Source organism: Leucobacter sp., from assembly GCF_053528595.1.
On the sequence record NZ_JAIVPF010000024.1, the window covers coordinates 117,589 to 131,255 of the forward strand.

Annotated in this window: 10 protein-coding genes and 1 other RNA gene; 10 read left to right on the forward strand and 1 reads right to left on the reverse strand. The window is 70.3% G+C overall.

The window, feature by feature from the left end:
- Positions 1-8 precede the first annotated feature (8 nt).
- From ACWKZU_RS04065 to ACWKZU_RS04075, 3 genes are read left to right on the forward strand one after another with little or no spacing between them, the layout of a single operon-like run.
- On the forward strand, positions 9-611 hold the full coding sequence (locus tag ACWKZU_RS04065) for a hypothetical protein (protein ID WP_449281113.1): 603 nt from the start codon (positions 9-11) through the stop codon (positions 609-611).
- 38 nt (positions 612-649) lie between these two features.
- Positions 650-2,296, forward strand: coding sequence for a flotillin family protein (locus tag ACWKZU_RS04070; RefSeq protein ID WP_449281114.1), 1,647 nt, complete (start codon positions 650-652; stop codon positions 2,294-2,296).
- A 4-nt stretch (positions 2,297-2,300) separates the two neighbouring features.
- Entirely contained in the window at positions 2,301-2,927 is a 627-nt protein-coding gene (locus ACWKZU_RS04075) for a PH domain-containing protein (protein ID WP_449281115.1), read from the forward strand.
- Positions 2,928-3,035: 108 nt separating this feature from the next.
- Here ACWKZU_RS04075 and ACWKZU_RS04080 read toward each other — a convergent pair whose 3' ends face one another.
- Positions 3,036-3,566: a YqaJ viral recombinase family protein gene (locus ACWKZU_RS04080; protein WP_449281173.1), complete on the reverse strand. Its 531-nt coding sequence runs from the start codon at positions 3,564-3,566 to the stop codon at positions 3,036-3,038.
- Between the two features lie 540 nt (positions 3,567-4,106).
- Between ACWKZU_RS04080 and ACWKZU_RS04085 the strand changes: the two genes are divergently transcribed.
- The 7 genes from ACWKZU_RS04085 to ACWKZU_RS04115 all read left to right on the forward strand — a co-directional run bounded on the left by ACWKZU_RS04085 (position 4,107) and on the right by ACWKZU_RS04115 (position 13,594).
- The gene (locus tag ACWKZU_RS04085) at positions 4,107-4,829 is read left to right on the forward strand and encodes a response regulator transcription factor (RefSeq protein ID WP_449281116.1); all 723 of its coding nucleotides are present in this window, start codon (positions 4,107-4,109) and stop codon (positions 4,827-4,829) included.
- 489 nt (positions 4,830-5,318) lie between these two features.
- Positions 5,319-5,828 carry a 50S ribosomal protein L10 gene (gene rplJ, locus ACWKZU_RS04090; protein ID WP_208046273.1) on the forward strand — a complete coding sequence of 170 codons (510 nt, stop codon included), beginning with the start codon at positions 5,319-5,321 and terminating at the stop codon, positions 5,826-5,828.
- 80 nt (positions 5,829-5,908) lie between these two features.
- Positions 5,909-6,292, forward strand: coding sequence for a 50S ribosomal protein L7/L12 (gene rplL, locus ACWKZU_RS04095; RefSeq protein ID WP_449281117.1), 384 nt, complete (start codon positions 5,909-5,911; stop codon positions 6,290-6,292).
- Between the two features lie 267 nt (positions 6,293-6,559).
- Positions 6,560-8,296 carry an ABC transporter ATP-binding protein gene (locus ACWKZU_RS04100; RefSeq protein WP_449281118.1) on the forward strand — a complete coding sequence of 579 codons (1,737 nt, stop codon included), beginning with the start codon at positions 6,560-6,562 and terminating at the stop codon, positions 8,294-8,296.
- A complete protein-coding gene (locus tag ACWKZU_RS04105) occupies positions 8,296-10,344 on the forward strand; it encodes an ABC transporter ATP-binding protein (protein ID WP_449281119.1) in 2,049 nt (682 codons plus the stop codon). Before ACWKZU_RS04100 ends, ACWKZU_RS04105 begins: the two co-directional genes overlap by 1 nt.
- An 80-nt stretch (positions 10,345-10,424) precedes the next feature.
- An RNA gene (gene ffs / locus ACWKZU_RS04110) (signal recognition particle sRNA small type) lies at positions 10,425-10,521 on the forward strand.
- Positions 10,522-10,798: 277 nt separating this feature from the next.
- Complete coding sequence (locus ACWKZU_RS04115) at positions 10,799-13,594, forward strand: fibronectin type III domain-containing protein (protein ID WP_449281120.1); 2,796 nt, start codon at positions 10,799-10,801, stop codon at positions 13,592-13,594.
- Positions 13,595-13,667: the final 73 nt, after the last annotated feature.

Consider the following 13,667-nt stretch of genomic DNA (forward strand, 5'->3'; position numbering starts at 1 on the left):
GGAGGCCGATGGACGGCATCATGAACTGGATCGAGCGTCTGCTCGACGGCTCGCTGTTCGCCGGCGGGATCTTCCTCATCATCGGCATCGTCGGCGGGGTGCTGCTGCTCATCTCCCTGCTGCTCGACGGCATCTTCGACGCCTTCGACTTCGGCGACGGGCCGCTGAGCCTCACCACGATCGCCGCGTTCACGGCCATCTTCGGCTTCACCTCCTTCGCGAGCGTCGGCGCCGGGATGTCCACTCCCGTCGCGTCGATCGTCGGTGCGCTCGCGGGTGTGGTGGGCGGCGCCGCCGCGTGGTGGCTCTCCCGGCTCATCCGCAGCGCCGAATCGACCACGGCCGTCAGCGGCGACGACCTCGTGGGCTCGCAGGGCTCGGTGGTGCTCGCGATCCCGCAGGGCGGCCTCGGCGAGGTCGCGCTCACCCGCCACGGCGAGCGCATCTCGCTCTCCGCCACCGCGGCCGGGCCGATCCCGCGGGGCACGGCGGTGCGCGTGGTGCAGGTCGTGACCTCGACCTCGGTGCGCGTCGAGCCGGTCGAACCGGCCGCGCCGGCGGAGGCTCCGGAACCGCCGCAGCCGGCGGAGCCGTCGGGCCCCGCGGGATGACCCGATCCCGACCCATCATCCGAATGAACGGAGACTGAATGTTCCTCGCAAGCCCGGCCATCGTCGGCATCTTCGGCGCGGTCATCGCGCTGGTGCTCGTCGCACTCGTCATCATCAAGCGATACCGCATCGCCAAACCCGACGAGGCGATCATCGTCACCGGCGGCAAGGGCAAGGAGGTGGTCGACGCCGCGGGCAACCGGTCGCGCGACCTCTCGGGTCAGAAGGTGGTCACCGGCGGCGGCGTCTTCGTGCTGCCCTTCGTGCAGAAGTCGTTCACGATCTCGCTCCGCTCCCGTCGGCTCTCGATCACCACCGAGGCCCAGACCACCGACGGCATCACGATCCAGGCGCAGGCCGTCGCGGTGGTCAAGGTGGGCGGCACGCAGGAGATGATCCGGGCGGCGGCCCAGCGCTTCCTCTCGAACTCCGACGAGATCGACGAGTCGACGCAGGAGGTGCTCTCGGGCTCGCTGCGCTCCATCATCGGCGGCCTGACGGTGCTGCAGATCATCCGCGACCGCGCCGTGGTCGCGCAGAGCGTGCTCGAGGCGGCCGAGGAGGCCCTCACCAAGCAGGGGCTCGTGGTCGACACCCTGCAGATCCAGGAGATCCGCGACGGCGCCGACTACATCGCGAACATCGGCCGCCCGGAGGCGGCGAAGGTGCGCCAGGCCGCCGACATCGCCGAGACCAACGCGTACCAGGCCTCGCAGGAGGCGAAGATCGCGGCCGAGCAGGTGCTGGTCGATCGCAACCGCGAGCTGAAGCTGCGCCAGGCAGCCGTGCAGGTCGAGACCGACAAGGCCACCGCTCAGGCCACGGCGGCCGAGCCGCTCGAGCAGGCGATCCAGCAGCAGGCGATCGTCGAGCAGCAGCAGATCACCGCGCAGAAGGAGGTGGCGCTCAAGACCGAGCAGCTGAACGCCGACGTGCGCGCCGTCGCCGAGGCCGAGGCGTACCGCGTCGAGGCGCTCGCCAGGGCCGAGGCGGCAGCGGCCGTCTCGGCGGCGGAGGGCCGCGCGAAGGCGATCGAGCGCGAGGGTCTCGCGAGTCGCGCCGCCCGTATCGCCGCCTCCGAGGCGCTCGAGGCCGAGGGCCGCGCCGAGGCGGCCGCGATCGAGGCCAAGGGCACCGCCGAGGCCGCCGCCATCGATGCGCGGGCCCGTGCGCTCGAGACGCAGTCGCAGGCGGTGCTCGCGCAGGAGCTCATCCACCTGCTGCCGGAGATCGCGAGCGAGTACGCGCAGGCGATCGGCGGGATCGACAACATGACCGTGGTCTCGGCGGACGGCACGTCGAAGGTCGCCGGCGAGGCGATGGGCAACATCAAGGGCATGCTCGAGATGGCCAAGGACACGGTGGGCGTCGACCTGATCGGCATGCTGAACGGCGCCGTGACCGGTGGCGTGACGGGTGCGGCCGCCGGCCGCGCGGCCGCGACGGTGCAGAGCCGGAGCGACGACGCGGATCGCGGATCGCGCGCGGATCGGTCCTCGGCGGAGGAGCTCTCGGGGGCGGCGCAGGACCTGGCGGCGACGGCGTCGCGCGCGGCCGGTGACGCCGCCGCGGCCGCGGCCGGCGCTGCGGATGCCGCCGGCGATGCGGCCCGGCGCGCCGGGTCGCGCGCCGCCGAGGCGACCGGCGGCGTCGGCGAGTCGCCGCAGCCGAACCAGGCAGAATAGGGGCATGTCCAAACCCCGCTCGGTCACGGCCGAGGTCGAGTCGATCCTCGGCCCCGCGCCGGCGAGCTACACGCAGCCGGAAGCCGTGGTGCTCCGATTCCGGCGGCACGGCCGCAGGCTCGTGCCGCCGGTGGTCGCGCTGATCGCCGTGGCCGCCGCGGCCGGGTACTGGGTGGGGGCACTCCCGGACACCTGGATGAACCTCCTCGCGGGCGCGGGCGCCGCGCTGCTGGGCCTGCTGCTCGGCGTGCTGCCGGTGCTCGCCTGGCTGGCGCACCGCACCACCGTCACCACGCGGCGCGTGATCGTGCGGCGCGGGCTGTTCGTGCACCAGCGCTCGGAGGTCGCGCTCGGGCGGGTGCGCGAGGTGAAGACCCGGCGCAGCGTGCTGCAGCGTCTGCGGGGATCCGGCGACATCGATCTGCTGCACGGGGCGGAGAGCCTGCGCCTCGAGGACGTGCCGGGGGTGCAGGGCATCGCCGACGCGCTGCGCGAGCTCATGGAGCGCAACTACGCGCACGCGACGCGCGTGCAGCAGCGCCTCGGCGGACCGGTTCCCGGTGCGATGCCCGAGCCCGGCGGGATGCCGGACGCGGCCCGGGATCCCGAACCGGATCGCGGGTTCTTCTAGCGCCGCCGCCGTGCTCCTGGCGCCCCCGTGCCGCTGTGCGCCCGGCACCGGCCTGCGCCCGGCGCGGCCTGCTGTCGGTCGCCGTTCCGTCGCCGTCGCGCGGCGGGCTCAGCTGGTGCGGGCGATGAGCACGTCGATGAGCTGGCTCGCGAGTTTCACGAGGCGCTCGATCTCGTTCTCGTCGCGATCCACCCAGCGGTACTCGGGATCCCCGACCGGCACGAAGTCCTCGTGCCGCTCCCACACCATGAGCGTGCGCTCGGCGCCGAGCACGTACTGCTGCCACCAGACCTGGCGCAGGTAGTTGCGGGGGATCGAGCGCCACTCCTTGTTGGTGGTCTTGATCTCGGCGAGCTCGATCGCTCCGCCGTCGCGCTGCGCGAGGCCGTCGGGGGTGGCGAGGTGGCGCAGGTCGCACTCGGCGTGGAAGAGCGCCTGGCTGGGCGCGATCCCGTACTCCCGCAGCACCCACGATGCGATCTCGGGCTCGCGCGCCTTGCCGTGGGCGGTGTAGGCGTTTCCCGTGAAACGGCTGCCGTGCAGTTTCTCGTGCGCGGCGGCCTCGATCGAGCGCGGGGTCGAGAGCTTCGCGACGTCGGTGGCCGTGATGCCGCGCGCGCGTGCGCGCATCCAGGCCATGCGGTCGGTGCCGTCGGTCACCACGCGACTCAGGTAGTTCGGGATGGGGTCGGACACCACATCAGTCTCCCATGCTCGCGGAGTCACGGACGACAGCGATGCGCGCGTGGCGACGGGTCCGCCTCGCACGATGGATTCAAGCGACATCTGATGATAAAAGTCCTGGACCGGGCGGGAAAATGCATCGTGTCCGAGGACCGGGTGCGCATCGTCGGTGTCGCTGACAGTGAGTTTCCTGGGAGTCCGCGAAGCGATTCCCGGCCCGCCCCGAGCGGGCGCGGATGCGTGAACCGCGTGGTTGCGCGGATCTGCCATGAATAGTGTGTGAGTGCTCCGGTTTGGTTCCCGCGCCGGCCTCTGAGATCGGTGAAAACTGCGGTGGGGCGATCGGAGGCGAGGCGATAGGCTCGGCGTCGAGAGAAATCCGCCTCGTTCCCGCGGGAACGATCTGGCGGAAAGTGGACCCGATGGGCTATGGGGAGGCCCGGGCACGGTGACTCCTCGTGCACGGCCCGAGCCCGGAGAAGGAGCATCCGGCACATGGATTCGCAAGCTTTGAAGCGCGCAGACGGCGGCAAGATCCGCGCTCTGGTGGTCGACGACGAGGAGTCGATCACTCAGCTCGTCGCGATGGCGCTGCGGTACGAGGGGTGGGAGGTCGACACCGCCTCGACGGGCCAGGAGGCGCTCGACAAGATCAAGTCGTTCGGGCCGGACGTCGCGGTGCTCGACATCATGCTGCCCGACTTCGACGGTATGCAGCTGCTGGCGCGCCTGCGCAGCGCGGGGGAGATGTTCCCGGTGCTGTTCCTCACGGCGCTCGACTCGGTCGAGGATCGCGTCAACGGTCTCACCGCGGGCGGCGACGACTACGTGGTCAAGCCCTTCAGCCTGGAGGAGCTGATCGCGCGTCTGCGCGGCCTGGTGCGCCGCTCGCAGCTGACGCTCGCGCAGCAGCCCGATCCGGTGCTGCGGGTGGGCGACCTCACCCTCAACGAGGACAGCTACGACGTCGAGCGCGGCGGCGAGTCGATCACCGTGACCAATACCGAGTTCGAGCTGCTGCGCTATCTCATGCGCAACCCGAACCGGGTGCTGTCGAAGGCGCAGATCCTCGACCGCGTGTGGGCGTACGACTTCAGCGGCAAGTCCACGGTGGTCGAGCTCTACATCTCGTACCTGCGCAAGAAGATCGACAGCGGCCGCGAGCCGATGCTCCACACGGTGCGCGGCGCGGGCTACATGCTCAAGCCCGCCGGCTGACACTCGCATCCGCCGTCGCCGCTTCCCCGCAGAAACCCCCTCTATGAGAGTTCGCGGAGCCTCCGACGAGAGGCGAGGGGCGTTTCCATGGGCTTAGCCTCGCGTGGCTGGGTCTGGCAGCGCACCGCGAAGCAGTGCGCCGGATCGCGAGGCGGGCCCATGGAAACGCCCCTCGCCGGAGAGGCGGGCCATCCGCACCCAGCACCCGAACCGGAGGAAAGCGGTGCCCCGCGAAAGTGTGATAGAGTTTCCTTCGGCCAAAGACCGCCGGTACGGATCCGCAAGGATCCCGTAACGCCTGCGACAGCAGGGACCAGCGCAGGTGCAGAACTCCTTGAGGGGCGGATCCCGATCCCGAACTCATCGTAGCTCCGTGCGTGCGCGCCGGAGCTTTTCTCGTTTCTGAGCCCGTCTCAGCGCGTGGAGTCTCCGAGCGGCGCGGCCCCCGAGCGGCATCCGCCGCGCGGGTACGACAAGCTAGGGAGCGCCATGGCTACGAAGGACGCTACGGTCGCCGATCTTCAGCGCAAGTTTGAAGAGTCGGACGCCGTTCTGCTGACTGAGTACCGCGGTCTCACGGTTGCCCAGTTGCGGGATCTCCGCAACAGCATCCGCGAGCACGCGACGTACGCTGTGGCGAAGAACACGCTGACCAAGATTGCGGCCAACAACGCCGGGATCACCGCTTTCGATGACGAGCTCGCCGGTCCCTCGGCGCTCGCCTTCGTACACGGTGACACCGTCGCGGTCGCCAAGGCTCTGCGTGACTTCGCTAAGGCAAACCCTCTGCTGGTGGTGAAGGCGGGCTACTTCGATGGCAACGCCCTGACCGCCGCTGAGGTAGGCAAGCTAGCCGATCTGGAGAGCCGCGAGGTGCTGCTGGCCAAGGCCGCAGGCGCCATGCAGGCCGCTCTGGTCGGCGCTGCGCAGCTGTTCAACGCTCTGCCCGCCAAGGCCGCACGCGGCTTCGGCGCGCTGCAGGAGAAGCAGGACGCGTAGGGATCGGCTCGCGCCGGTTCGGTACCAACAAGACCCGCCTGTCACGCGCCGCGTGAGGGCAGACATCAAGGAGAAACACAATGGCTAAGCTTTCGACCGAAGAGCTGCTCGAGCAGTTCAAGGAGCTCACCCTCATCGAGCTCTCCGAGTTCGTGAAGGCCTTCGAGGAGACCTTCGACGTCTCCGCCGCCGCCCCCGTGGCCGTCGCCGCTGCTCCGGCCGCCGGTGGCGCCGCCGAGGCCGTCGAGGAGAAGGACGAGTTCGACGTCGTCCTCGAGTCGGCCGGCGACAAGAAGATCCAGGTCATCAAGGTCGTGCGCGAGCTGACCGGCCTGGGCCTGGGCGAGGCGAAGGCCCTCGTCGAGGAGGCTCCCAAGAACGTGCTCGAGGGTGCGAAGAAGGAGGCCGCCGAGGAGGCCAAGGCCAAGCTCGAGGAGGCCGGCGCGGGCGTCAAGCTCGCCTAAGTCCCTTCGGACGCCGACTTCTCGCATCGCGAGGCAGGGCGGGATCACCTCCGGGTGGTCCCGCCCTTTCGCATGCCCGGGGCGCGTGCCCGTCCGCCTCGTGCGGATTCCGGGGGCGCTGGCGATCCCGCCCGGAGTCTGCTAGTGTTGCTCGGCTGCCTCTGATCCGGCCCCTCATCCGCACCGCCGCGCACTCGTGTCTCCCCGCCGCGCCGTTCGTGAATGTCCGAGGCCCGGGCCAGGATGGCACAGGACGAAAGGATCCTCGTGGCCCTCATCTCACTCGCACTTCGACATGCCAAGAAGTACTGGCTCTTCATCCTGGCCGTGCTGGTGCTGCAACTGCTCTCCACCATCGCCGCGCTCTGGCTGCCGAGCCTGAACGCGCAGATCATCGACCGCGGTATCGCCAGGGGCGACACCGACTTCATCTGGCGCACGGGCGGCTTCATGCTGATCGTGTCGCTCGGCCAGCTCTTCACCGCGGTCGCCGCCGTCTACTTCGGCGCGCGCACGTCGATGGGGGTGGGCCGCGACCTGCGTCGCGAGGTCTACCGCAAGGTCGACTCGCTCAGCACCCTCGAGGCGACGAAGTTCGGGGCGGGCACCCTCATCACGCGCGGCACCAACGACGTGCAGCAGATCCAGATGCTGGTGCTCATGACCCTCAACTTCATGGTCTCCGCGCCGATCATGGCGATCGGCGGCATCATCATGGCGCTGCGGGAGGACGCGGGCATGTCGTGGCTCGTGTGGCTCTCGGTCGCGGTGCTGGCGGTGATCGTGGGCTTCCTGGTCTGGCTGCTGCTGCCGCTGTTCCGCAAGATGCAGGATCGCGTGGACTCGATCAACAGCGTGCTGCGCGAGCAGATCATGGGCATCCGGGTGGTGCGCGCCTTCGTGCGGGAGGATTTCGAGGTCGAGCGCTACAGGGTGGCGAACCGCAACATCACCGACATCTCGGTGAAGGTGGGCAACATCTTCGTGCTGATGTTCCCCGTGATCATGATGGTGCTGCACATCGCCACGGCGGCGGTGCTGTGGTTCGGCGGGCACCGGGTGGATCAGGGGCTCGTCGAGGTGGGCTCCCTCACGGCGTTCCTGCAGTACCTGCTGCAGATCCTGATCGCGGTGATGATGGGCGTCTTCATGACGATGATGATCCCGCGCGCGGTGGTCTGCGCCGAGCGCATCCGGGAGCTGCTCGACACCGAGTCGACCCTGACGTTCCCCGACGCCGCGTCGGTGCCGACGCCCGAGGCCGGCCGCGTCGAGTTCTCCGGCGTGACCTTCGGCTTCCCCGGGGCCGAGAAGCCGGTCATCAAGGACGTGAGCTTCGTCGCCGAACCGGGGAGGACGACCGCCATCATCGGCTCGACGGGGGCCGGCAAGACGATCCTGCTGAATCTCATGCTGCGTCTCTACGACCCGCAGGAGGGGTCGATCACGGTCGACGGGGCGCCGGTATCGGCGCTCACCCGCGATCAGCTGGCGGAGACGATGAGCCTCGTGCCCCAGCGCCCGTACCTCTTCTCGGGCACCATCGGCTCGAATCTGCGCTTCGGCCGGAGCGACGCGAGCGACGAGGAGCTCTGGGAGGCGCTGCGCGTCGCCCAGGGCGACGACTTCGTGCGCGAGAAGGAGCAGCAGCTCGACGAGCCGGTGTCGCAGGGCGGCACGAGCGTGTCCGGCGGTCAGCGCCAGCGGCTGTCGATCGCCCGAGCGCTCGTCGCGAAGCCGCGGGTGTACCTGTTCGACGACTCGTTCTCGGCGCTCGACGTGGCCACCGACGCGAGGCTGCGCGCGGCGCTGCCCGATGCGACGCGGGGCGCGACCACCATCATCGTCGCGCAGCGCGTGTCCACCATCACGGAGGCGGATCAGATCCTCGTGGTCGAGGCCGGCGAGATCGTGGGGCGCGGCACCCACGAACAGCTGCTCGAGACCAGCGAGGTCTACCAGGAGATCGTCCGATCGCAGCTCGAAGAGGCGGAGGTGGCGTAATGGCCGAGAAGAAGACGACGCAGCAGGCCGACGAGTTCGAGCTGCCCGACGACTACCAGCCCGACGGCGACGACTGGTTCGGCGGACAGCCGGCGAAGAAGGCGAAGCACTTCTGGCCGGCGGCGAAGCGCCTCATCGGCCTGCTCGCGCCGGAGAAGTGGCTGTTCTCGTTCGTGGTGCTGCTGGTGATCGGCTCGGTGGTGCTCACCGTGATCGCCCCGAAGGTGCTCGGCCAGGCGATGGACGTGATCTTCAACGGCATCCTCGGCAAGCAGCTGCCCGCCGGGGTGCCGCTCGAGCAGATCATCGCGGGCGCCCGCGCCGAGGGCAACGCGCAGTTCGCCGACATGCTCGAGGGGGCGGACGTGGTGCCCGGCGAGGGCATCGACTTCGGTCTGCTCAGCCGGCTGATCCTCGCGGTGCTGGCGCTCTACCTCGTCGCATCGTTCCTCATGTGGCTGCAGGGGTACATTCTGAACCGCCTCGTGATGCGGATCATCTACCGGCTGCGCGAGGACATCGAGGCGAAGATCAACCGCCTGCCGCTCAGCTACTTCGACGGCCGTCAGCGCGGCGACGTGCTCTCGCGCGTCACCAACGACGTCGACAACATCCAGCAGGCGCTGCAGCAGGCCTTCTCGCAGCTCGTGCAGTCGCTGCTCACCGTGATCGGCATCGCCGCGATGATGTTCATCGTCTCGTGGCAGCTCGCGCTCATCGCGCTCATCGCGCTGCCCCTCTCGGGCATCATCGCGGGGGTCGTGGGCGTGCGCGCGCAGAAGCTCTTCGTGGCGCAGTGGAAGCACACCGGCGACCTCAACGGGCACATCGAGGAGTCGTTCACGGGCCACGAGCTCGTGCGCATCTTCAACCGCGACGCCGAGATGATCGAGGAGTTCGACCGCCGCAACGAGGGGCTCTTCGACGCCGCCTACCGGGCTCAGGCGCTGTCGGGCACCATCATGCCGGCGATGCAGTTCGTGCAGTACCTCAGCTACGTGCTCATCGCCGTGGTCGGCGCGCTCCGCGTGACCGCCGGGCAGATGACGCTCGGCGATGTGACGGCGTTCATCCAGTACTCGCGCGAGTTCTCGCAGCCCATCGGCGAGATGGCGGGCATGGCGAACATGCTGCAGTCGGGCGTGGCGTCGGCCGAGCGCACCTTCGAGCTGATCGACGCGGAGGAGCAGGATCCCGACACCGTGACCGAGCACCTGCCCGAGCGCACCGACGGCCACGTGGAGTTCGAGAACGTCTCGTTCAGCTACGTCGCGGATCAGCCCCTCATCGAGGACCTCTCGCTCGAGGCGCGGCCGGGCCACACGATCGCGATCGTCGGCCCGACGGGCGCCGGCAAGACGACCCTCGTGAACCTCATCATGCGGTTCTACGAGCTGAACAGCGGGCGGATCCTGCTCGACGGGGTCGACATCACGCACCTCTCGCGGGCCGAACTCCGCGGTCAGGTGGGCATGGTGCTGCAGGACGCGTGGCTGTTCGACGGCACGATCCGCGAGAACATCCGCTACGGGCGTCTCGACGCCACCGACGACGAGGTGGTCGAGGCCGCGCAGGCGACGATGGTGGATCGCTTCGTGCGGCAGCTGCCCGAGGGCTACGACACCGTGCTCTCGGAGAACGCCTCGTCGCTCTCCGCCGGCGAGCGGCAGCTGCTCACGATCGCCCGCGCGTTCATCGCGAACCCGTCCCTGCTGATCCTCGACGAGGCGACCTCGTCGGTCGACACGCGCACCGAGGTGCTCGTGCAGAAGGCGATGCAGGCGTTGCGCGCGGACCGCACGTCCTTCGTGATCGCGCACCGGCTCTCCACGATCCGCGACGCCGACACCATCCTCATGATGGAGAACGGCAGCATCGTGGAGCAGGGATCGCACGAGGAGCTGCTGCGGCGGAGGGGCGCTTATTACGCGCTCTACCAGGCGCAGTTCGCGGGCGAGGACGCCGAGGAGCGCGTAGAGGAGCTGCTCACGGGCACGATCCCGGTCTCCACCGGAGCGGTCCCCGTCGTCGGCGACGCAGAAGGGTAGGCGGTCGCGGCGTCCAGGAGACCGTCGCAGTGCGGAGGTGCTGCGACGTGCGAACGGCCCGCCGATATCCGGTAGACTGGTACGGCTCCCCACGTGGCGCTATCTCGGGAAACTCCCCCAGGGCAGAAATGCAGCAAGGGTACTCGGGCTCTAGCGGGTGCGTGGGGAGTCTTTGCGTTCCAGGACGGTTTTTGCATCATCGGGTTATCGGCAGGTTTTTGCATTCCCGAAGAGCTCAGACGATGCGTGTTGGCCAGCCCCTCCCGTCCACTACGCGCGCCAGTAGTTGCTGCCATTGCGCAGTTCTGGCGACAACTACTGACGCGCCGACACGGGGCGAACGTGGCCGCCTCACCCCAGGAGGGGTGCGGGATCGGTGCGGCCGTCGGGATCGAGGGTAGGCTCGACTGTGGGAACGGGGCCCGCGGGAGCGTCCCGGAGAACGGGGGAGAAAATGCGTGCCTCGAGGCGCCGCCGGTTGCTGGCGTGCCTGGCGCTGCCGCTCGCGATCCTGTTCGCACTGCCGACCGCGGCCCAGGCCGTCGGTCCCGAGGAGCGATCGTCGGGCGATCACGCCGACCGGCCCGACACCGGATCGCCGCTGGCCGACGCCCTCATCGAGGCGGTCGAGGAGGGTGCCACCGAGCCGACGGAGATCCTCGGCGAGCTCTCGCTGCCGGAGTCCGGGGGCGGCAGCCTGAGCTTCGACGCCGCCGGGCAGGTGACCGCCACCGTCACCTTCGACGGCGCCGCGCGGGAGGCGGTGCTGAACGGGCTGGCCGAGGTCGCCGAGGTGGGCGAGGCGTCGACGTTCATGCCCGCCGTGACCGTGCGCATCGATCCCGCCCGCATCGCCGAAGCCGCCGGGATACCCGGGGTGCTGGGGGTCGTCCCCGCCCTGCAGCCGTTCACCGGAGCGGAGCTCGGCAGTCGGACGGGGGAGCCGGCGAGGGCCGTCCCGCAGCTCGCCGACCCGGCCGCGAGCGGCGGGTCCTGCGGCCCGATCCCGATCGAGGCGGACGGTCCGCTGCGCTCGGCCGAGGCCCGTGAGGCCTTCGGCGTCGACGGCAGCGGGGTGTCGGTCGGCATCATGTCCGACTCGTTCGCCCAGACCGCGTGGCCGACGTCCTGGCAGGACGACGTGTCCTCCGGCGCGCTGCCGGGGCCCGGCAACCCGTGCGGGCGCACGCAGCCCGTGGAGATCGTCTCGGACGATCTCGGCGGCGGCAGCGACGAGGGCCGGGCCATGGCCCAGCTGGTGCACGGGATCGCACCGGGGGCGAGGCTGCTCTTCGCGGACGCGGGCGCCAGCGACATCGCGGCCGCCGAGCACATCGTCGCGCTCGCCGAGGCCGGAGCCGACATCATCGTGGACGACATCACGTGGCCGCAGGAGGCCTACTACCAGCAGAGCTTCATGTCGGCGGCGATCGAGTACGTGAAGAGCGCCTACGGCGTGGCCTACTTCACGTCGGCCGGCAACGCGAACGGCGTGGGCGGCCTCGGCGCCTCGAGCGGCGCGCCGGTGGCCTCCTGGCAGACGGACCGGTACCGGCCGATGGACTGCCCGAGTTGGGTCGCCGCCGGCACCGACGCCGACTGCCTCGACTTCGACCCCGGTCTTCCGGAGGTCGCGTACGACACGCTCACCATCGACCCGGGGCTGAGCGGGGGTGCGTCGATGCGCGCCCTCGCATCGATCGGCGAGCCGGTGTTCGGGGTGACGACGAAGTACGAGCTGCGCTTCTACCGGGACGATCCGGGGGGCGCCGCGCCGCAGCCGCTCGCGAGCATCGCCTCGTTCGGCACGATCTACCCGGGTCTGTCGGGCAGCGTCGCAGTGGCGCCGGGTGATCGCGTGCGCATGGTGATGGTGCGCACGCAGCACGACCCGGCGAAGCCGGATCCAGCGGTCTATCTGGGATTCGTGAGAGGCGGCGACGCCATCGCCGAGCGCGCGTTCATGGGGGATCCGGCGCCCGGCGCCGGCGACCGGGTCGGGGCGACCGCGTTCGGGCACGGCGGCGACGGCTCGGCGGTGAGCATCGGCGCCGCGGACTGGGAGGATCCCGCGGTGCTGCGCGACTACTCGTCGCTGGGGCCGGGCCGGCAGCTCTTCGCGCCGCTCGTCCTGCCCGCCCTCGACCCCGTTCCGGCCGCTCCCCTGCCCGAGCCGCGGCTCGTGGACGCGCCCCACGCGGTGGCGGTCGACGGCACGCGGACCACCTTCTTCGGAGAGGACTCGGGCTCCGGCAGCACTCCGGAGTACCGCTTCTCCGGCACCTCGGCGGCCGCGCCGAATGCCGCCGCCGTGCTCGCCCTCGGGAAGTCATACGCGCCCGCGACGGGCAGCGCCGAGCTGGTGGAGCAGCTGCTCGCGACGAGCCGCGGTGCCGCCGACGGCGGACCCGTCAACCCGTATGCGGCGGCGGGCGTGCTCGACGCGCACGCCACCGGGGCGGGGATCGTCGACGCCTATCGCCTGCTCGACGCACTGCCGGAGCGTCCGGCGGCCCCCACCGGCCTGTTCGCGACGGCGATCACCCAGCACTCGGCCGAGCTGCGCTGGGACGCGGCCGACGGGGTGCCCCACCGGCTCGTGGTGCAGGACGAGCAGTCGGGGGAGACGCTGCTCGCGGAGGAGCTCGACGGCGGTGCGCACAGCCGGGCGCTGGCGGGCCTCGCGCCCGACCATCCGTACTCGGTGTCGCTCGAGGCGCTGAACGATGCCGGACCGAGCCGGCCGGCCGGAACGGAGTTCATCACGCTGCCGCTGCTGCCCACGGGCCTTGCGGTCGCGCGGGCGACCGAGGGCGAGATCGAGCTGGCGTGGGAGCAGGAGGGCACACTGGACCGCTACCGCCTCAGCATCGTGCCGGTTGCCGCCGCCGGGGGCGCGGATGCGGCGGTGCGCACGGCGGAGCTCTCCCCGATCCCGGCGGGCGAGATCGTCGAACTGGCGGCCGGGACCACCGGGCACGTCTTCTCCGGGCTCGAGCCCGGGACGCGCCACACGGTCGTTCTCGAGGCGTTGAACGCGCACGGTGCGGGTGGATACGCGAGGATCGAGGCGCGCACCCTCGCCGCGGAGGCGGTGCCCGTGACGAGCCGGACGCTCCCGGCAACGGGCGGGCGGAGCGGCACCCCCGTGCTGATCGGCGCGGGCGCGGTGATCGTGCTGGGAGCGACGATCGCGACGATCGCGCTGGTCCGTCGGCGGCGGTCGGGCGATCCGGATCCGGACGCCTGATTCAGAAACATATATACCGTCCATTATTATACTGGCGGTCAATTTGCTTGCCGAACGGAAGATCGCGCCTCTA